This window comes from Streptomyces gelaticus, assembly GCF_014649535.1.
GTDB classification, from domain to species: domain Bacteria; phylum Actinomycetota; class Actinomycetes; order Streptomycetales; family Streptomycetaceae; genus Streptomyces; species Streptomyces gelaticus.
Map to the genome: position 1 here is coordinate 118,318 of NZ_BMTF01000021.1, position 19,899 is coordinate 138,216.

General features: G+C 69.1%; 13 protein-coding genes and 1 tRNA gene. 3 read left to right on the forward strand and 11 right to left on the reverse strand.

Annotated features, from left to right (window positions below):
* Nucleotides 1-32: 32 nt before the first annotated feature.
* Together IE107_RS26160 and IE107_RS26165 are read left to right on the forward strand one after the other, a co-directional pair.
* Nucleotides 33-839, forward strand: a complete 807-nt coding sequence (locus tag IE107_RS26160) for a DNA-formamidopyrimidine glycosylase family protein (RefSeq protein WP_189546787.1) — start codon at nt 33-35, stop codon at nt 837-839.
* Between the two features lie 36 nt (nt 840-875).
* On the forward strand, nt 876-1,640 hold the full coding sequence (locus IE107_RS26165) for an SDR family NAD(P)-dependent oxidoreductase (RefSeq protein ID WP_189546788.1): 765 nt from the start codon (nt 876-878) through the stop codon (nt 1,638-1,640).
* Here IE107_RS26165 and IE107_RS35290 read toward each other — a convergent pair.
* From IE107_RS35290 to IE107_RS26210, 10 genes are all read right to left on the reverse strand, one after another.
* Nucleotides 1,588-1,866, reverse strand: coding sequence for a hypothetical protein (locus tag IE107_RS35290; RefSeq protein WP_229867251.1), 279 nt, complete (start codon nt 1,864-1,866; stop codon nt 1,588-1,590). The two genes, IE107_RS26165 and IE107_RS35290, sit on opposite strands and share 53 nt — an antisense overlap.
* Nucleotides 1,867-2,242: 376 nt before the next feature.
* Entirely contained in the window at nt 2,243-2,437 is a 195-nt protein-coding gene (locus tag IE107_RS26170; protein WP_189546789.1) for a CsbD family protein, read from the reverse strand.
* A gap of 203 nt (nt 2,438-2,640) precedes the next feature.
* The gene (locus IE107_RS26175) at nt 2,641-3,024 is read right to left on the reverse strand and encodes a helix-turn-helix domain-containing protein (protein ID WP_018105285.1); all 384 of its coding nucleotides are present in this window, start codon (nt 3,022-3,024) and stop codon (nt 2,641-2,643) included.
* A gap of 109 nt (nt 3,025-3,133) precedes the next feature.
* Nucleotides 3,134-3,643 carry a CinA family protein gene (locus IE107_RS26180; protein ID WP_189546790.1) on the reverse strand — a complete coding sequence of 170 codons (510 nt, stop codon included), beginning with the start codon at nt 3,641-3,643 and terminating at the stop codon, nt 3,134-3,136.
* Nucleotides 3,640-4,356, reverse strand: a complete 717-nt coding sequence (gene pgsA / locus IE107_RS26185; protein ID WP_189546791.1) for a CDP-diacylglycerol--glycerol-3-phosphate 3-phosphatidyltransferase — start codon at nt 4,354-4,356, stop codon at nt 3,640-3,642. The genes IE107_RS26180 and pgsA overlap by 4 nt, the downstream gene beginning before the upstream one ends.
* Nucleotides 4,353-5,822: a 30S ribosomal protein S12 methylthiotransferase RimO gene (gene rimO, locus IE107_RS26190; protein WP_189546792.1), complete on the reverse strand. Its 1,470-nt coding sequence runs from the start codon at nt 5,820-5,822 to the stop codon at nt 4,353-4,355. Before rimO ends, pgsA begins: the two co-directional genes overlap by 4 nt.
* A gap of 147 nt (nt 5,823-5,969) precedes the next feature.
* Entirely contained in the window at nt 5,970-6,770 is an 801-nt protein-coding gene (locus IE107_RS26195; RefSeq protein WP_189546793.1) for a helix-turn-helix domain-containing protein, read from the reverse strand.
* A 205-nt stretch (nt 6,771-6,975) separates the two neighbouring features.
* On the reverse strand, nt 6,976-9,741 hold the full coding sequence (locus IE107_RS26200; RefSeq protein ID WP_189546794.1) for a DNA translocase FtsK: 2,766 nt from the start codon (nt 9,739-9,741) through the stop codon (nt 6,976-6,978).
* Between the two features lie 249 nt (nt 9,742-9,990).
* Nucleotides 9,991-10,665 carry a response regulator gene (locus tag IE107_RS26205; protein WP_189546795.1) on the reverse strand — a complete coding sequence of 225 codons (675 nt, stop codon included), beginning with the start codon at nt 10,663-10,665 and terminating at the stop codon, nt 9,991-9,993.
* 244 nt (nt 10,666-10,909) lie between these two features.
* Complete coding sequence (locus IE107_RS26210) at nt 10,910-16,330, reverse strand: HAMP domain-containing protein (protein ID WP_189546796.1); 5,421 nt, start codon at nt 16,328-16,330, stop codon at nt 10,910-10,912.
* Nucleotides 16,331-16,741: 411 nt separating this feature from the next.
* Here IE107_RS26210 and IE107_RS26215 point away from each other — a divergent pair, with 411 nt between their 5' ends.
* Nucleotides 16,742-19,375 (forward strand): SpoIIE family protein phosphatase, encoded by a 2,634-nt coding sequence (locus IE107_RS26215; RefSeq protein WP_189546804.1) that lies wholly within the window; start codon nt 16,742-16,744, stop codon nt 19,373-19,375.
* Between the two features lie 196 nt (nt 19,376-19,571).
* On the opposite strand, the gene IE107_RS26220 is transcribed toward IE107_RS26215, so the two are convergent.
* Nucleotides 19,572-19,644 (reverse strand) — tRNA-Thr (locus IE107_RS26220).
* Nucleotides 19,645-19,899: the final 255 nt, after the last annotated feature.

A 19,899-nucleotide genomic window follows, 5' to 3' on the forward strand; every position in this document is an offset into this window, starting at 1 on the left:
CGCTCCCCTCTCCCCGCACGCATCATGGAGACATGCCCGAAGGAGACACCGTCCTGCAGACGGCCGGACGTCTGCGCACCGCACTCGCCGGTCAGGTCCTCACCCGCTTCGACCTGCGCGTGCCCCGGTTCGCCACCGCCGACCTGACCGGCCGGACGGTTCTGGACGTCGTCTCGCGCGGCAAGCACCTCCTCACCCGTATCGAGGGCGGTCTCACCCTCCACAGCCATCTCCGGATGGACGGCGCCTGGCGCGTCTACACCGCGGGCGAGCACTGGCGGGGCGGCCCCGCCCACCAGATCCGCGCCGTCCTCGGCAACACGGAGCACACCGCGGTCGGCTACCGGCTGCCCGTCCTCGAACTCCTCCGTACTCGGGACGAGGAGCAGGCGGTCGGCCATCTCGGTCCCGATCTGCTGGGCCCGGACTGGGACCCCGGCACCGCTCTGCGCAATCTTCTCGCCGACCCCGGCCGTCCCCTCGGCGAAGCCCTGCTGGACCAGCGCAACCTGGCCGGGATCGGCAACATCTACAAGGCCGAGCTCTGCTTCCTGGCCCGCGCCACCCCCTGGCTCGCCGTCGGCAACCTCCCCGCCCCCACCGCCGCCCGCCTGGTCACCACGGCCAAACAGCTCCTCGAAGCCAATCGCGACCGCCCGATGCGCACGACTACGACCACGAGAACGCCCCGTCATGGTCAGGGCCCGAGGGAACGGCTCTGGGTCTACGGCAGGACCGACCGCCCCTGTCTGCGCTGCGGCACCCCCATCCGCACCGCGGACCAGGACGCCCGCCCCACCTACTGGTGCCCGCACTGCCAGTCGGGCCCCACACACTAGTTGACGACCCGTCAGTTCCAGTCGTACCGTCCGGTCATGCCCCTCACCGCGTACGACCTCACGGGCCGCTCCGCGTTCGTCACCGGCGCCGCGGGCGGTATCGGCCGGGCCTGCGCCCTGCTGCTCGCGGCCGCGGGTGCCACCGTGCACTGCGCGGACCTGGACGAGCAGGGCCTGCTGGAGACCCGGGAGCTGATCACCGGGACCGGCGGCTCATCGCAGGTCCACGTCCTCGATGTCACCGACCGCGCTCGCGTCGGCGCCGCGGTGGCCGCTGCGGGCGATGTCGACATCCTGGCCGCCGTCGCCGGGATCATGCACACGAGCAGTGTCCTGGAGACCTCGGACGAGGATCTCGACCGCGTCCTCGCGGTCAACTTCAAGGGCGTGCTGTATGCCTGCCAGGAGGCGGCCCGCAGCATGATCACGCGCGGCGCCCCCGGCTCATTGATCACCATGGCCTCGGGTGCGGTCGACTCCGCCGGTCCGGGGCTGCTCTGCTACAGCGCGGCCAAGGCGGCGGTCGTCCAGTTGACGAAGACACTGGCGACCGAACTGGGGCCGCATGCGATCCGCGTCAACGCCGTCGCCCCGGGCTGGATCCGTACGCCCATGACCGCCCGCCACGACACGGACCGGCAGCACCGGGTGGAGGCGACGATGGCCCGGATCTCCCCGCTCGGGCGGGTGGGCGAGCCCGAGGACGTGGCCCACACCGTGCTCCATCTCGCTTCCGACGCGTCGGCCTTCATGACCGGTCAGATCCTGCGCCCCAACGGCGGCGTAGCCATGCCCTGGTAGCCCGTCCGCCACGCTCCGCCCACCGCACCCCGACACCGAACCAGCGTCCCGCTCCCCCCGGCCCGGCGGTCGCGGCCACATGCACGGGCAGCAGGCTCAACCCCCACCCACCCGCCGCCACCACGCTCTCGACAAGTCCCGCATGGGCCGGCTCCAGCACGAGCCGCAACACGGCCCACCACCACACCCCGCCGAGAACGAGCGCCGGCACCCATCGCCTCACCATGGCTGCCTCCTCCGGCCTGATCCAAACGAAGGACCCTAGTCCGGCGCGCTCGCCCGGCGGGAGGGCGCATCGGCGCACCACCGGCGCTCTGCCGCGCAGCCACAGACCGTTACGCGCTCTCGCCCGGAACCTCCGGGCCTGCCGTGCCGGTGACCTCGCGCCGGCCGGTAACTCCGCGGCACAGAACCGAAGTGCGTGATCACCCGACGATCACCCGGTGTTCCCGTCGGCCGACGTTCCGCTCCTGGCAGTCTCACCCGGCAACACCCGGGCCGCATCCAGAACGAGCGGCGCCACCGAACCCGACCGCCGATTCGTGCAGCACCCGCAGCACCACCGAGCCCCCACCGCTTCGCGTGGGGGCTCGACAGCAAGGTCAGCGCTCGTCGTCGGGGCGCAAAGAGTCCTTCACACCTTGCGCGCGCTTCCCGACGTCGCTCATGGCACCCTTGGCCCTGCCTTTGGCCTGGTCCGCCTTGCCTTCGGCCTCCTTGCGCCGGTCGCCGGTCATCTTGCCCATGGCTTCCTTGGCCTTGCCCTTGATCTTGTCCTTGGCACTGTCGTCAACCACTGCGACTCCTTCGAGTAGGGCGAGCAGAGGGATGTCTACCTCGCTCCGCACCACCCACGATTACACAAATGAAACAAAACGGTCATTTGAGGGACAGTTCTATCCCGCTGTCCCGCCCGTTCCTACCCCGGAGCACGCGAAAGCCCCGGCCATCCCCTCAAGAGGACGACCAGGGCTCCGTGCTTCACACCGGACCACGCGGGTCAGGCGGCGACGACATCCACCGCTTCCGCGGGCGCCTTGATGGTCACCCGTCCCGTCGGCACACCCGCCACCGACGTCACGGAGACGGAATTGAGCATGGGCCGCACCGGCACAGGCACCGGATCGCTGGCTGCTGCCGACTCGGCCAGTTCGGCCAGCGACAGCTCATCGCTCACTTCACGCATGAGCTCGGACATCCGTACGTCAAGCGCGTCGCAAATGGCGGAGAGCAGTTCGGAGGATGCCTCCTTCTGCCCCCGCTCCACCTCGGAGAGATAGCCGAGCGAGACTCGGGCGGACGAGGAGACTTCGCGCAGAGTACGGCCTTGGCGCTGGCGCTGCCGACGCAGCACGTCACCAAGCAGGCGACGGAGCAGAATCATCGGTGGCTCCCTCCTCGGACCGCGTAGCCGCATCCTTCACGCCCCACCGTACCGCCTTGTGCCGCGGCCGTGCGGGGAGCGATGTCGTGTTCACTCAGGGCTGCAAACATCAATTCCCCCCGTTCTGTTCCGTATCCTGTGCCCTTGCATTCTTGCCGAGTTCGGCGGAGAGCAGCTCGAGCACCCTCCGTACGCTCTCTCCACGGATGTCCGCCCGCCGGCCGTTCAATCTCAGCTCGGCCACATTCTCCACCCCGTCCGGCCCGGCCACCGCGACATAGACCGTGCCCACGGCCTTGCCGTCCTGCGGCTCGGGGCCCGCGACACCGGTGGTGGCCATCCCCCAGTCCGCCCCGAGAACGCGGCGCACGCCGGCTGCCATCTGCCGCGCCACTTCCGGGTCGACCGCACCGCGCTCCGCCAGCAGAACGCCGTCCACACCCAGGACATCCCGCTTGAGGGGCGTCGCGTACGCGGTCACGGAGCCCCGGAAGGACTTCGAGGCACCCGGCACGGAAGTCAGCTCCGCCGCGACCAGACCGCCGGTCAGCGACTCGGCGACGGCAAGGGTCTCACCCCGCCCCACGAGCAGCTCCAGCACCCCGGCCGCGACAGTCACCGCTCGGCCTCCGCCGCATCACGGCTTCCCGCAGCCTCCTCGGCCGGTCCCGCGCCCCCTGCAACGGCCCGCTCGGCCGCGAGCCCCTTGCGGCGCAGCACGACGGCCTGGCGCACATAGTCGAGCCCGGTGACGACCGTCAGCACGACGGCCACCGCCATCACCCAGAAGCGCAGGGTGGCCAGGGGGCCGGTCAGCGCCAGGACGTACATCCCGACGGCCGTCCCCTGCGCGAGGGTCTTCATCTTCCCGCCACGACTGGCCGGAATCACCCCGTGCCGTATCACCCAGAAGCGCATCAGCGTGATACCGAGCTCGCGGAAGAGGATCACGCCTGTGACCCACCAGGGCAGATCGCCGAGGTACGAGAGGCAGATCAGCGCCGCGCCCATGATCGCCTTGTCCGCGATCGGGTCGGCGATCTTCCCGAAGTCGGTGACCAGGTTGTACGTGCGCGCCAGATGACCGTCGAACAGATCGGTGATCATGGCTACGGCGAAGGCCGCCCAGGCGAACGCCCGCCAGGCCGGGTCGTACCCGCCGTTGTGCAGCAGCAGGAGCACGAATCCGGGCACCAGCACCAGCCGCAGCATGGTGAGCAGATTGGCGATGTTCCACAGGCTGGCCTGATTGACGGCCGCAGTGCCCAGCTTGCCGCCGCGGACCGGCTTCGCGCCGGAGCCACCTGCCGCGGATGCCGGGACTCCCGTCATCTGGCCGCCTCCATGAGTCCGGAACACTCGGCCACCAGGTCCACTCCCTCGGTGCCCACAACCTTTGCCTCGACCATAAGGCCGGGCACGAGGCCCTCGCGTGTGGTGAAGAGCACCTGGCCGTCCGTTTCGGGAGCCTGGTGCGCCGCACGCCCCACCGCGCCGTCCTCGTCGTCCACGGACTCGACGAGGACCTGGAGCGACTCGCCCAGGCGCTCCTCGGCACGCTGCGAGGTCAGCTCCTCGGCCAGCTGCGAGATGTGTGCGAGCCGCTCGGCGATGACGTCGGCGTCCAGCTTGTTCTCGTAGCCGACGGCTTCGGTGCCCTCCTCGTCGGAGTAGCCGAAGACTCCGATGGCGTCGAGCCGGGCGCCGGTGAGGAAGCGTTCCAGCTCCGCCAGGTCGGCCTCGGTCTCACCGGGGAAGCCCACGATGAAATTGGAACGGGCACCGGCCTGCGGGGCCTTGCTGCGGATGGTGTCCAGCAGTTCCAGGAACCGGTCGGTGTCACCGAAGCGGCGCATCGCCCGCAGCACACCGGGGGCCGAGTGCTGGAAGGACAGGTCGAAGTAGGGCGCGACCTTCGGCGTCGAGGTCAGCACGTCGATCAGGCCGGGGCGCATCTCGGCCGGCTGGAGGTAGCTGACCCGGATCCGCTCGATGCCCTCGACATCGGCGAGCCCCGGCAGCAGCGTCTCCAGCAGCCGGATGTCGCCGAGGTCCTTGCCGTACGAGGTGTTGTTCTCGGAGACCAGCATGACCTCCTTGACGCCCTGCTCGGCCAGCCAGCGGGTCTCCTGGAGCACGTCCGAGGGGCGCCGCGAGATGAAGGATCCGCGGAAGGACGGGATGGCGCAGAAGGAACAGCGCCGGTCGCAGCCGGAGGCGAGCTTCACCGAGGCGACGGGGCTGGTGCCCAGCCGGCGACGCAGGGGCGCCCTCGGCCCGGAGACCGGCGCGACACCCTCGGGGAGGTCCTCGGGGGCGGGCGCGGCCTCCTGGGCGTGCCCAGGCAGGGCCACGGCCGCGTCCTGCCGCTCGGCCGGGCTGATGGGCAGCAGCTTGCGGCGGTCACGCGGGGTGTGCGAGGCGTGGATGCCGCCGTTGAGGATGGTCTGGAGGCGGTCGGAGATGTCGGCGTAGTCGTCGAAGCCCAGGACGCCGTCCGCCTCGGGCAGGGCCTCGGCGAGGTCCTTGCCGTAGCGCTCGGCCATGCAGCCGACGGCGACCACGGCCTGGGTCCTGCCGTGGTCCTTCAGATCATTGGCTTCGAGCAGGGCGTCGACGGAGTCCTTCTTGGCGGCCTCGACGAATCCACAGGTGTTGACGACGGCCACATCGGCGTCGGAGGCGTCCTGGACGAGCTCCCAGCCGTCCGCTGCCAAGCGGCCTGCGAGCTCTTCCGAGTCCACCTCGTTACGGGCGCAGCCAAGAGTGACAAGGGCGACGGTACGGCGTTCGGGCATGGGCTCAAGACTACTTTGTCCCGGCACTCGCCCTGCCGCGCAGGGTTCCACCGTTACACCGAGTAACAAATGCGGCGAGCTCCCGGCAGGGTTGCCGGGCGCTCGCCGTGTCGTCGATGCCGCCCGAGGAGGCGGCCCGCGTACCGATCAGCCGACCGCCGGGTCGCCCTTCGTGTATGAGAGCCGTTCGACCTGGCCGGGCTGGAACTTGTCCTCGACCTTCTTGCCGTTCACGAAGAGCTCGATCGAGCCGGCGTCCCCGAGGACGAGGTCGACCCGCTCCTGGTCCTGGAACGTCTTGGTCTGGCCCTGGAGCAGCAGACCGTCGAAGAGCAGCCGCCCGTTGTGGTCCTTGGCGGAGATCCAGCTCTTGCCCTGACTGGCGTTGAGCCGCACCGTCACCTTGTCCCTGGGGGCCGCGGCGATGGCGCTGTCGGAGGGCGCCGGCTTCGGGTCGACGGGCTTGTCGGTCTTCGGCTTCGGGGTCTTCGTGTTGGATACCGATCCCTCCGCGACCTGGGTGGCCGGGGGGCTGTCGTCACCGCCCTTGAAGGCCGTGAAGCCGACGAAACCGACGACGACGACGATCGCCGCGACCATGGCCGCCGTCCAGTTGGGCCGGCGGGGTTCGGAACGGATTCTCTCGGCCTCGAACAGCGGCGCCGCGGGCGTGGGTGCGGGACGGCCGCCGTGCTCGGCGTCGTACTGCGAAACCAACGGTTCCGGATCGAGATGGACGGCACGCGCCAGCGTACGGATATGGCCGCGCGCGTACACACTGCCGCCGCAGCGGGAGAAGTCGTCCTCTTCGATCGCGTGCACGATGGGGATGCGCACCCGGGTGGACGAACTGATCTCTTCGACCGTGAGACCTGCGGCGATGCGAGCCTGCTGGAGCACTCGACCGATCGAAGGCCGGTCGTCTTCGGGGGAGTTGCCGATGGACACGGGGGCGCCTTTCGAGCGTGAGCCACCTGCTGGGTGTTCAGTCTAGGGGGGGTACGAAAGGGTGGGGCAACCGGGAGGAAGGACTTTGCCCTCCATCGGACTCGAAACTCCGTCCGAATCCCCGGACCGTCCCGGGAAGGACAATTCTGCCGCCCCTCCCCTCAAGTTGACGTACGACCCGACGAAACGGTTGCCCGTAACACCCTTACGAACCGGTTTCCCCGCGAATCAGCGCCAACACCCCGTCCAGCTCGTCGGGTTTCACCATGACGTCGCGGGCCTTGGAACCCTCGCTGGGCCCGACGATGTTCCTGGACTCCATCAGGTCCATCAGCCGGCCGGCCTTGGCGAAGCCGACCCGGAGCTTGCGCTGGAGCATCGAGGTGGACCCGAACTGGGTGGAGACGACCAGTTCGGCGGCCTGGCAGAGCAGATCCAGGTCGTCGCCGATGTCCTCGTCGATCTCCTTCTTCTTGGCCGTGCCGACCACCACGTCCTCGCGGAAGACCGGCGCCATCTGATCCTTGCAGTGCTGGACGACGGCCGCGACCTCGTCCTCGGTGACGAAGGCGCCCTGCATTCGGGTGGGTTTGTTCGCCCCCATCGGCAGGAACAGACCGTCACCCTTTCCGATGAGCTTCTCGGCGCCGGGCTGGTCGAGGATGACCCGGCTGTCGGCCAGCGACGAGGTCGCGAAGGCCAGCCGGGAGGGTACGTTCGCCTTGATCAGACCGGTGACGACATCGACCGAGGGCCGCTGCGTCGCGAGTACCAGGTGGATACCGGCGGCACGGGCCAGTTGGGTGATCCGGACGATGGCGTCCTCGACATCGCGCGGAGCGACCATCATCAGGTCGGCGAGCTCGTCGACGATCACCAGCAGGTACGGATAGGGCGAGAGCTCGCGCTCGCTGCCCTCCGGCGGCTTGACCTTGCCGTTGCGGACGGCCTGGTTGAAGTCGTCGATGTGCCGGTATCCGAAAGCGGCGAGGTCGTCGTAGCGCAGGTCCATCTCCCGCACCACCCACTGGAGCGCCTCGGCCGCACGCTTCGGGTTGGTGATGATCGGTGTGATCAGGTGCGGGATGCCCTCGTACGCGGTCAGCTCGACGCGCTTGGGGTCGACCAGGACCATCCGGACGTCGTCCGGGGTCGCCCGCACCATGACCGAGGTGATCAGGCAGTTGATGCACGACGACTTGCCGGAACCGGTCGCACCGGCCACCAGCACGTGCGGCATCTTCGCCAGGTTGGCCATCACATAGCCGCCCTCGACGTCCTTGCCGAGCGCGACCAGCATCGGGTGGTCGTCCTCCGCCGCGTCCGCGAGGCGCAGCACATCGCCGAGGTTGACCATCTCCCGGTCGGTGTTGGGGATCTCGATGCCCACCGCGGACTTGCCCGGGATCGGGGAGATGATCCGGACATCGGGACTGGCGACGGCGTAGGCGATGTTCTTGGCGAGCGCGGTGATCCGCTCCACCTTCACCGCCGGGCCGAGCTCCACCTCGTACCGTGTGACCGTCGGCCCCCGGGTGAAGCCGGTGACGGCGGCGTCGACCTTGAATTCGGTGAAGACGTTCGTCAGCGCGGCGACGATCGCGTCGTTGGCGGCGCTGCGGGTCTTGCCGGGGCCGCCGCGCTCCAGCAGGTCGAGCGAGGGCAGCGAGTAGGTGATGTCGCCGGAGAGCTGGAGCTGTTCGGCGCGGGCCGGCAGCGGCTGGGACTGCGAGTCGGGCACGGGCTTCGTGAGATCGGGTACGCCGCCTGCGGGTGCCGGTTGCTTGACTCCTCCGGAGGAGGGTTCGCCCTCCCTGGCACCGGGGACGGGTGGGCCCGGACGTTCGCGCTCGACGGAGACGCCCTGGGTGAGGTCGGCGACGATCGGCGAGGGCGGCATGCCGTTGAGCACGGCCCCGTCGAGGGCGGCGGCCGCGGCGGCCGCCACATCCACCGCGTCCATGGTGCGGTTCATCGCGGGCTGCACGGACGGCCGGCGCGTCCGGCGGCGATGGGAGAGCGCTTCGGCCTCGGCCTGCTCGGGGTCGTACTCGCCGGGCACCTCGGAACGGCGCGCCGGGGAGCGGCGGGACCGGGCGGGAAGCTGTTCGCGCCACTGTTCCTCGTAGCGCTCGTCGTCGTTCTCGTCTGCCTCGGGGTCGTACTCGGGGTGGAGAAGGCCCAGCTTGGTGCCGAGCAGCCGGAGCCGCTGCGGGATGGCGTTCACCGGGGTCGCGGTGACGACCAGCAGGCCGAAGACGGTGAGCAGCAACAGCAGGGGTACGGCGAGGACCTCGCCCATGGCGTAGATCAGCGGCTTGGAGGCCGCCCAGCCGATGAGCCCGCCGGCGTTCTGCATCGCCGTGGTGCCGTCCTCCCGGCCGGGCGATCCGCACGCGATGTGGACCTGCCCGAGCACGCCGATGACGAGGGCGGAGAGCCCGATGACGATTCGGCCGTTGGCCTCGGGCTTCTCCGGGTAGCGGATCAGCCGTACGGCGATGGTGCCGAGCAGTATCGGCACGAGCAGATCGAGCCGGCCGAAGGCCCCGGTGACCAGCATCTCCACGAGGTCGCCGACGGGCCCGCGCAGATTCGACCAGGTGCCCGCGGCGACGACCAGCGCGAGCCCGAGCAGCAGCAGCGCCACGCCGTCCTTGCGGTGTGCGGGGTCGAGCCCCTTCGCTCCGCGCCCTACGCCGCGGAACATCGCTCCGACGGCGTGGGCCGTACCGAGCCAGACAGCGCGCGCCAGGCGGTAGACACCGTTGGTGGGCGACGGGGCCGGCTTGGGCGGGGCCGCCTTCTTCGCCGCCGCCTTCTTGGCGGGAGCCTTCTTCGCGGGCACGGTCTTCTTGGCGGCGGTCTTCTTCGCGGGCGCGGCTTTCTTGGCCGGTCCCGCGGTACGGCCGACGCGCTTCGCGGTGCCCGCCGTGCCCTGGGAACCCTTGCCGGACGTACGTGAGGCCATGGTGCCGAGGTTACCGGTGTCTACGGCTGTTAACACGAGCGCGTACCGCTTCACCCGTCCGTGTCGCTGTAGAGGGGCGGCAAACTGACGCGGCCTCACTCCTGGAGACCCGCTCATGGACCGTCGAACGGCGCCGTGCAGGAGGAAGTTGGGCCGGGGCTCCGGGCAACCGCCCGCCCCCGACCGGAAATCGCACCACCGGACCGCCGCCCCTCCCCGCTGCCCGGTCGCGACGGAACGGCCGCGTCGTTACGAGGGAAGGGCGGCCGCGCCGCTTCCGGTGCCGGGCTCCAGGGCGTCCAGCGCGCGGCGCAGCCCGGTCAGCTTGCGCTCCAGGTGGGCGGCAGTGGCCACCGCCGCGGCGTCCGCCGACTCGTCGTCGAGCTGCTTGGAGAGCGCCTCGGCCTGCTCCTCGACGGCCGCGAGCCGCGCCGAGAGCTCGGCCAGCAGCCCGGCGGGCTCCCTCTCGTGGTCCGCGTCGCCGCCGTCGCCCTCGAGCTGGAGCCGCAGCAGCGCCGCCTGCTCACGCAGCTTGCAGTTCTTCATGTACAGCTCGACGAAGACCGAGACCTTGGCCCGCAGCACCCACGGGTCGAACGGCTTCGAGATGTAGTCCACCGCGCCCGCCGCATAACCCCGGAAGGTGTGATGCGGACCGTGATTGATCGCGGTGAGGAAGATGATCGGGATGTCCCGAGTTCGTTCCCGCCGCTTGATGTGCGCGGCGGTTTCGAAACCGTCCATGCCCGGCATCTGGACGTCCAGCAGAATGACCGCGAAGTCGTCCGTGAGCAGCGCTTTGAGCGCTTCCTCCCCTGACGATGCCCGTACCAGCGTCTGATCGAGCGCAGAGAGGATGGCCTCCAGCGCCAGCAGATTCTCCGGCCGGTCATCGACCAGGAGGATCTTGGCCTTCTGCACCATGGCCCGTCCTCCTCGCCCCGGAATTGCACCGGGCGCCGCCCCAGGGGACGACTCCCTTGCGCCGTCCGTCCTTGTGCCGGTCATGGTAGCCGCACCCCGCCCGCCACCACACCCTGTCACCGCGATGTCACTGTGCACACAGCAGAAACGCGGTGGGAGACGAGAAGGTTCCCCGAATAGAGCCTGCCCACACCCCTGCGGCCACAGTCGATCAGCAACTCATCGCGATTCACTCAACTAATGATCACTCTCCGCGCATCCACTGCTCCATTACGGAAAGAAGATGATCAGGATCGACAGGCTTGGTGACGTAGTCGGAAGCGCCGGATTCGATCGCCTTCTCCCGGTCGCCCTTCATCGCCTTCGCGGTCAACGCGACGATCGGCAGCCCGGCGAACTGCGGCATCCTGCGGATCGCCGCCGTCGTGGCATAGCCGTCCATCTCCGGCATCATGATGTCCATCAGCACGACCGCCACATCGTCGTGCTGTTCCAGGACTTCGATGCCCACCCGCCCGTTCTCCGCGTACAGCACCGAAAGACCGTGCTGCTCCAGCACGCTGGTGAGCGCGAAGACATTGCGGATGTCGTCGTCGACGATGAGCACCTTCTCGCCACGGAACCGGAACGTCCTGCGGACCTCGGGTTCCTCCTGCCCGGCCGGCGCCCAGGGCTCCTGCGCGGCCGCCGGCGCGGAGCTCCGGGGCGGCAGCGCCGGCCGCCGCTCCGCACGCTCCAGGCTCTTGCGGCGACGCCGCACCGGACCGGCCGAACCCGGCGCCGCGGCCGCCGCGTCGGCATCCGGACCGCCCTGCGGCAGCAGCCCCTCCTCGGCCGCCGCGTCGTGTGCCTCGATGGGCCCGGGACCGATCTGCGGGTATCCCTGCGGCGGCAACTCGCTCGGGTGCAGCGGCAGATACAGCGTGAACGTCGAGCCGCGGCCGGGCTCGCTCGCCGCGTGGATCTCGCCGCCCAGCAGCCGGGCGATCTCCCGGCTGATGGACAGCCCGAGCCCCGTACCGCCGTACTTGCGACTGGTCGTACCGTCCGCCTGCTTGAACGCCTCGAAGATCACCAGCATCTTGCTGGAAGCGATCCCGATGCCGGTGTCGGTGACCGAGAACGCGATCAGGTCGGCGTCCGCATCACGCAGTGACCCGGCTTCCAGAAGCTGCTCACGGATGGCGTTCGGCACATCCTCGCCGGCGTGCCGGATGACCAGCTCGACCGCCCCGCTGTCGGTGAACTTCACCGCGTTGGACAGGAGGTTGCGCAGCACCTGCAGCAGCCGCTGTTCGTCCGTGTGCAAGGTCGCGGGCAGTTCCGGCGAGACCCTTACGGAGAAGTCGAGTCCCTTTTCCGCGGTGAGCGGGCGGAAGGTCGCCTCCACGTAATCCACCAGCTGAACCAGCGCGATCCGGGTCGGACTGACATCCATCTTGCCCGCCTCGACCTTCGTCAGATCGAGAATGTCGTTGATCAGCTGGAGCAGATCGGAACCGGCCCCGTGGATCGTCTCGGCGAATTCCACCTGCTTCGGCGAGAGATTGCCCTCGGCGTTGTCGGCGAGCAGCTTGGCCAGAATGAGCAGCGAGTTGAGCGGGGTGCGCAACTCGTGCGACATGTTCGCCAGGAACTCGGACTTGTAGCGCATCGAGACCGCGAGCTGCTCGGCACGCTCCTCCAGGACCTGACGGGCCTCTTCGATCTCGGTGTTCTTGACCTCGATGTCGCGGTTCTGCTGCGCCAGCAGTTCGGCCTTCTCCTCCAGTTCGGCGTTGGAGGCCTGGAGCGCCTTCTGACGGTTCTCCAACTCCTGTGAACGGTCCCGCAATTGCTCGGCGAGCTCCTGCGACTGTTCGAGGAGTTTCTCGGTCTTCGTATTGACACTGATGGTGTTGACGCTCGTCGCGATCATTTCGGCGAGCTGGTTGAGGAAGTCCCGCTGGATATGGGTGAACGGCTGGAAGGACGCCAGCTCGATCACGCCGAGAACCTTCCCCTCGAACAGCACCGGCAGCACGATCACATGCGCCGGCGGTGCCTCTCCGAGCCCGGAGGAGATCTTCAGATATCCGGGCGGAACGTTGTCCACCTGAATGGTCCGCTTCTCCTCGGCGGCCGTGCCGATGAGCGTTTCGCCCGGCCGGAAGGACGTCGGCATGGAACCCGCCGAGTATCCGTAGCTGCCCCTCATGCGGAGTTCGTACGAACCCTCCGCGTCACTGTCCGCGCCCACCGCGCCGGTGGCCCCGGTCGGCATGGCCAGGAAGAACGCACCGTGCTGCGCAGACACGACCGGGGTCAGCTCGCTCATGATCAGCGAGGCCACGTCGTCCAGGTCGCGGCGCCCCTGCATCAGGCCGGAGATGCGGGCGAGGTTGCCCTTGAGCCAGTCCTGTTCCTTGTTGGTCGCCGTGGTGTCGCGCAGGTTGGCGATCATGGTGTTGATGTTGTCCTGGAGGGCCTGGATCTCGCCGGCCGCGTCCACATCGATCTTCAGGTTGAGATCGCCGCGGGTCACCGCGGTGGCGACGGCCGCGATGGCCCGCACCTGACGGGTGAGGTTTCCGGCCATCTCGTTCACCGACTCGGTGAGGTCGCGCCAGGTGCCGTCGACGTCCCGGACCCGGGCCTGACCGCCCAACTGCCCCTCCGTGCCCACCTCGCGGGCCACCCGGGTCACCTGCTCGGCGAACGAGGACAGCTGGTCGACCATCGTGTTGATGGTGTTCTTCAGTTGCTGGATCTCGCCGCGCGCGTCGATGTCGATCTTCTTGGTGAGGTCGCCCTTGGCGATGGCGGTGGTGACCGCGGCGATCTGGCGCACCTGACCCGTCAGGTTGGACGCCATCGAGTTCACCGACTCGGTCAGGTCCTTCCAGGTACCGGAGACCCCGGGCACCCTGGCCTGACCGCCCAGCTCGCCTTCCGTGCCCACCTCGCGGGCGACTCGCGTCACCTCGTCGGCGAACGAGGACAGTGTCGTCACCATCGTGTTGACGGTGTCCGCCAGCTCGGCGACCTCGCCGCGCGCCTCCACCGTGACCTTCTTGCGCAGATCGCCGTTGGCGACCGCCGACGAGACACGGGAGATGTTCCGCACCTGACTGGTCAGGTTGTTGGCCATCAGGTTGACGTTGTCGCTGAGGTCCTTCCAGATGCCCGTCGCACCAGGCACCCGGGCCTGGCCGCCGAGAATGCCCTCGGTGCCCACCTCACGGGCGACCCTGGTCACCTCGTCGGCGAAGTTGAGCAGCTGGTCGACCATGGTGTTGACGGTCGTGACCAGTTCGAGGATCTCGCCCCTGGCATCGACGGTGATCTTCTTGGACAGGTCGCCGTTGGCGACCGCGGTGGTGACCTCGGCGATGTTGCGGACCTGCATGGTCAGGTTGTTCGCCATGCGGTTGACGGAATGGGTGAGGTCCTTCCACGTACCGGACACCCCCTGCACCTCGGCCTGACCGCCGAGGATGCCCTCCGTACCGACCTCGCGGGCGACCCTGGTCACCTGCTCCGCGAAGTTCGAGAGCTGGTCCACCATCGTGTTGATGGTGTTCTTCAGCTCCAGGATCTCGCCGCGGGCATCCACGTCGATCTTCTGCGACAGGTCACCCCGCGCCACCGCCGTGGCGACCTGCGCGATGTTACGGACCTGAGCGGTGAGATTGCCCGCCATGCCGTTCACCGAATCGGTCAGATCACGCCACACACCGGCCACGCCGGGCACCTGCGCCTGACCGCCGAGGCGCCCGTCGGTACCGACCTCGCGGGCGACCCGGGTCACCTGCTCGGCGAAGGCGGAGAGCTGGTCCACCATCGTGTTGATGGTGTTCTTCAGCTCCAGGATCTCGCCGCGGGCGTCCACGTCGATCTTCTGCGACAGGTCACCCCGCGCCACCGCCGTGGTCACCTGGGCGATCTGGCGCACCTGCGAAGTCAGGTTCCCTGCCATGAAGTTGACGGAGTCGGTGAGTTCCTTCCAGGTGCCGGAAACGCCGTCCACCCGGGCCTGGCCCCCGAGGCGGCCCTCCGTACCCACGTCACGCGCCATGCCCGTCACCTGGTCGGCGAAGCTGGAGAGCTGCGCCACCATCGTGTTGACGGTGTTCTTCAACTCCAGCATCTCGCCCGCGACATCCACGGTGACCTTCTGCGTCAGGTCGCCGTTGGCCACCGCGGTCGTCACCTGCGCGATGTCGCGCACCTGCCCCGTGAGGTTGCGGAACGCCGCGTTCACCGAGTCGGTGAGGTCCTTCCAGGTCCCCGCCGCACCCGGCACCTCGGCCTGCCCGCCGAGCCGGCCCTCGACGCCGACCTCCCGGGCCACCCGGGTCACCTGCGAACCGAAGGCCTGGAGCTGGCCCACCATCGTGTTGACGGTGTTCTTCAGCTCCAGCATCTCGCCGGCCACGTCCACCGTGACCTTCTGCGACAGGTCACCGTTGGCCACCGCCGTGGTCACCTGCGCGATGTCCCGCACCTGGGTCGTCAGGTTCCGGAAGACCGTGTTCACCGAGTCGGTGAGGTCCTTCCAGGTCCCCGCCGCACCCGGCACCTTCGCCTGCCCGCCCAGCAGACCCTCACCACCGACCTCGCTGGCCACCCGGGTCACTTCGTCCGCGAAGAGCCGCAGCGTGTCGGTCATCTGGTTGATGGTCTCGGCCAGCTGCGCGACCTCGCCGCGGGCGCTCACCGTGACCTTCTGGGACAGGTCGCCGTTGGCGACGGCCGTGGTCACCTCGGCGATCCCGCGCACCTGGGAGGTGAGGTTCCCTGCCATCGTGTTGACGGAGTCGGTGAGGTCTTTCCACACCCCGGCCACGCCCGGCACGGTCGCCTGCCCGCCGAGCTCGCCCTCCGTACCCACCTCACGGGCGACCCGGGTCACCTCGGAGGAGAACGACGACAGCTGGTCGACCATCGTGTTGACGGTGTTCTTCAGCTGGAGCATCTCGCCGGCCACATGGACGGTGACCTTCCGCGACAGATCGCCCTTGGCGACCGCCGTCGTCACCAGCGCGATGTCGCGCACCTGAGCGGTCAGCCGGTACGCCATGGTGTTCACGGAGTCCGTGAGGTCCTTCCAGGACCCGGACATACCACGCACCTGGGCCTGTCCGCCCAGCTTGCCCTCGGTCCCCACCTCGACCGCGACACGCGTCACCTGCTCGGTGAACGCGGACAGCTGGTCGACGAGGCTGTTGACCGTACGGGCGACCTTCAGGAACTCGCCGCGCAGCGGCCGAACGGTCTCGTCGGACGTGTGCGAACGCAGCTCCATCCGCTGTTCGAGATCACCGTCGGCCACCGCCGACAACACCCGCCCGACCTCCGAGACCGGGCGCGCCAGATCGTCGACCAGCTCGTTGGAGGCGTCGATCGCGGCGGCCCAGGAGCCCTCGCAGGCGCCCGTCTCCAGCCGCTCGGTGAGCTTCCCCTCACGTCCGACCACCCGCCGTACCCGGGCCAGCTCACCGGTGAGATGCAGATTGCGGTCGGCGACCTCGTTGAAGACCGCCGCGATCTCCGCCATCACGCCGTCGCCCGAGACGGTCAGACGCCTGCGGAAATTCCCGTCGCGCATCGCCACGAGGCCCGCCAACAGTCTGTTGAGCGCCGCCGCGTCGACATCGATGGTTCCATTGCGCTGTTTCTTCACGGACTGTCCGCCTTTTGTGCGCGTGCTTTTGCCCCGCGCCGCCACGCCAGACTCCACCGTGTCCCTCCCGCAGGGGTTGACCGTATCGCTCGGGCCTTATCTGGGAGCTTGCCCAGTTCTTCTTTGGCTCACCGCCACAGCCCACCGTCGACGGGTGACCATGGGGACGTCAAATCGTTGAAACGTACCAGGCCCGACGCGGCCGGGGTGCAACCTCCAAGGGTTGTTCCACATCCCTCGGTTGAGAAGCCCGGAGTTGTCCGGTCACAGGTCCGTTCCTGGTCGCTCCTGTCCGATGTCGCCCCTCGTGTATCCGGCACCGAGACCGAGCGTCTAGCCTGGCAGGCGAATCGAAGCGGCGAGAAACGGGCACAGGACTCGGGGAAGCGACGAGACACCATGGGGAGTGCTGTGATCACCGCGCGCGCGGCCGCCACCTTCGACCCGGCCGGGCGCTCCGTCGCGACCGCCCGTGCCTTTGTCCGCGACACCCTCCAGGGGTGGGGCTACACCGATGTCGTCGACGACGCGGTCGTTCTCACCAGCGAGCTGGTGACCAATGCCGTCATCCACGCGGGCACCGCCGCCGACGTGCTCTGTCTGCGCACGGAGGACGGCGTCCGGATCGAGGTCTCCGACCACTATCCGGAACGCGAGGTCCCGCTCCAGAGCGCGGTACCGGACTTCGGCAGCCCGGACAGCGAGAACGGCCGCGGGCTGCTGCTCTGCGCGGCACTCGCCACCCGGTGGGGCGTCGAGTACTCCCCCACCCGCAAACATGTCTGGTTCCAGCTCGATCTCCCCGAACGCCCGGTGGGCATCCGCTCGGCGGGACCGCTGCTCCCCGTGGGTCTGCTCCCCGTCGCCGACGAGCGCGTCCGGGTGGCGGTCGTCCAGATCGACAGCACCGGTGCCATCGCGGCCTGGAACGAGGACGCCGCATTCCTTTTCGGCCATACCGCGGATCAGGTCACCGGGAAGCAGCTCACCGACTTCACCGCCTGGCCCCAGACCCCCGGCACCAACACGGGCATCGTCGACGCCCTCCAGCTCTCGCGTTGGGAGGGCAGTTACGGAATCCGGGGCGCCGACGGCCGGATCATCCCCGTCTACGCCTCGCACCTGCGGGTCCGCGACACCCACGGCGAGCCCTCGACCGTCTGCCTGCTCGTCCGCGACTACGAACGCGCCGTACTCCAGTCGCCGGCCCGCACTCCGGTGTCCGACACGAACGCCGAGAGCGGCAAGACGGACCCGTTCGAGATCTTCATCGGCTCCCCCGCCCCCGACGACCTCGACGGCCTGCTCCAGCGCACGGCCGAGCGGGCCCGTGACATGCTCGACGCCGATGCGGCCTTCCTGCTGCTGGCCACGGACGACGAAACGGAACTGGAGGTACGGGCCACCACGGGTCTGCCCTCCGCCCGCCAGCGTTTCGCCCGCGTCCCGGTGGAAGCCGGAACCGGACGGTACGGATCCGCCCGGATGCCCGCCGTCCACGAGGACCTCGACAGCGTGCCGGGCGCCGTCCCGCTGCTCGGCGGCACCGGGATGCGTTCTGTCGTCACGGTCCCGCTGAAGGTCGAAGGACGGCTGACGGGCTCGCTGGGTGTCGCAGCGGAAGCGGCCGGCCGCTACTCGAACGAGGAGGCCCTGCGCCTGCAGTTCGCGGCGGACCGGATCGCACTGGCGGTCGAGTCGGCCCGCCTGGGCGAGCTGGAGCGCCTCCGCCGGGGTTCCCTCTCCTTCCTCGTCGAGGCCTCCGACCTGCTGGCCGGCACCCTCGACCGGGACCAGACCCTGGCGCTGATGGCCCAGATGACGGTCCCCACCCTCGCCACCTGGTGCGCCGTGTACACGATCGCCGACCAGTCGTCCGAGCCGTACCTCTCCTATGTCCTGCACGAGGACGAGGACCGCATCGACGGCCTCAAGGCCCTGCTCTCCAAGATCGCGCCGCCGGACCCCGTGCCGACCCCCGGTGCCCGTGTCTGGACCGCCCCGTCCGAGGCCGCCCACCAGGCAGCACTGCGCAGTTCGATGCGCACGCTCGGTCTCGGTGAAACCGGTCGGCTCGTCGAGCCGGGCAGGATGGGATCCGGCATCCGTACGACGCTCGCCACGGCATCCGCCGTGGGCGGCGAGACGGTGGTCCTGCCGTTGGTGGCGCGTAACCGCGTCATCGGCATGCTGACACTCGGGAAGCCCTCCGACGACCATTTCCGCCAGGAGATCCTGGAGCTGGCCGAGGATCTGTCCCGCCGTGCCGCCCTGGCCCTCGACAACGCCCGCCTCTACTCGGAGCGCATGGCGATCAGCCAGTCCCTGCAGCGCAGTCTGCTGCCGCCGGGACTGCCCGAGGTTCCCAATGTCGAGATCGAGGTCATCTACCGCGCGGCCGGCGAGGGCAACGAGGTCGGCGGTGACTTCTACGACGTCTTCCCGATCCGCGACGGCGCCTACGGCTTCGCCATCGGCGACGTATGCGGTACGGGTCCGGAGGCCGCGGCCGTCACAGGCCTCGCCCGCCACGCCCTGCGCCTCCTCGCCCGCGAGGGCTTCGGCGGCCCCGCGGTCCTGGAGCGCCTCAACGCCGCCATCCTCGACGAGGGCGCCCGCAGTCGCTTCCTGACCCTCCTGTACGGCGAGCTGTGGCCCCAGGAGGACGGCAGCGCCCTTCTGAAGGTGGTCTGCGCAGGGCACCCGCTGCCGCTGCGCCTGCGTCAGGACGGTTCGGTCGAGGCGGCAGCCGAGCCCCAGCCCCTGCTGGGCGTCATCGAGGAACTCGAACTGTACGAGCAGACGGTGACCCTCGCCCCGGGCGATGTCCTGCTGTGCGTCACCGACGGCGTCACGGAACGCCGGGAGGGCACCCGCATGTTGGGCGACGACGGCCTGGCAGACGTCCTGGCGACCTGCACCGGCCTCACGGCGGGCGCCGTGGCGGCTCGCATCCTGCGGGCGGTGGAGCGCTTCGCCGCCGAGCCGGCCTCGGACGACATGGCCATCCTCGCCATGCGCGTGCCCGAGCCTCCCACCGCCTGAGGGTTGTACGGAGTCGCCGACTCCGCCCACCTGACGCCGGACGAACTCGGTGGCACCTTCTGCACGTTGGGGTTCGTCGTCGGGGAAGCGACCGCCCCGACCGTCCCCTTCCTCTTCTTCCTGGAAGTGGCCGGGGCCCGGCACGTTCCAACGGGAAAGGCCCCCGCCGACTGGCGAGGGCCTTTCTCTTCTTCGGAGCCCCAATGCGGAATCGAACCGCAGACCTTCTCCTTACCATGGAGACGCTCTACCGACTGAGCTATTGGGGCCTGCTGCGCTGTGGCAACGAGGTAAAGCATACCCTGAACTCAGGGATGCTCAAAACCATTGACCGCAGAAGACTCTGACGGGTTCTCACAGGACTGCCAGACTCACCGATCCCTCAGCTGCGGGACCTGCCAGTGCAGAGCCCGGCCCCGACGGGCGACTCCATCAGGACCAGACAGCCGGCCCGGCAGAGACCCGTGAACGCGAAAAAGCCCCGTGCCACAAGGGCACGGGGCTTTCCCGTAAAAGGAGTTCGG

Bases quoted from the DNA above. Each gene is read 5' to 3' on its own strand.
- IE107_RS26160 (WP_189546787.1), top strand. From the start codon at position 33: ATGCCCGAAGGAGACACCGTCCTGCAGACGGCCGGACGTCTGCGCACC.
- IE107_RS26165 (WP_189546788.1), top strand. From the start codon at position 876: ATGCCCCTCACCGCGTACGACCTCACGGGCCGCTCCGCGTTCGTCACC.
- IE107_RS35290 (WP_229867251.1), bottom strand. From the start codon at position 1,866: ATGGTGAGGCGATGGGTGCCGGCGCTCGTTCTCGGCGGGGTGTGGTGG.
- IE107_RS26175 (WP_018105285.1), bottom strand. From the start codon at position 3,024: ATGATTCTGCTCCGTCGCCTGCTTGGTGACGTGCTGCGTCGGCAGCGC.
- pgsA (WP_189546791.1), bottom strand. From the start codon at position 4,356: ATGACGGGAGTCCCGGCATCCGCGGCAGGTGGCTCCGGCGCGAAGCCG.
- rimO (WP_189546792.1), bottom strand. From the start codon at position 5,822: ATGCCCGAACGCCGTACCGTCGCCCTTGTCACTCTTGGCTGCGCCCGT.
- IE107_RS26200 (WP_189546794.1), bottom strand. From the start codon at position 9,741: ATGGCCTCACGTACGTCCGGCAAGGGTTCCCAGGGCACGGCGGGCACC.
- IE107_RS26205 (WP_189546795.1), bottom strand. From the start codon at position 10,665: ATGGTGCAGAAGGCCAAGATCCTCCTGGTCGATGACCGGCCGGAGAAT.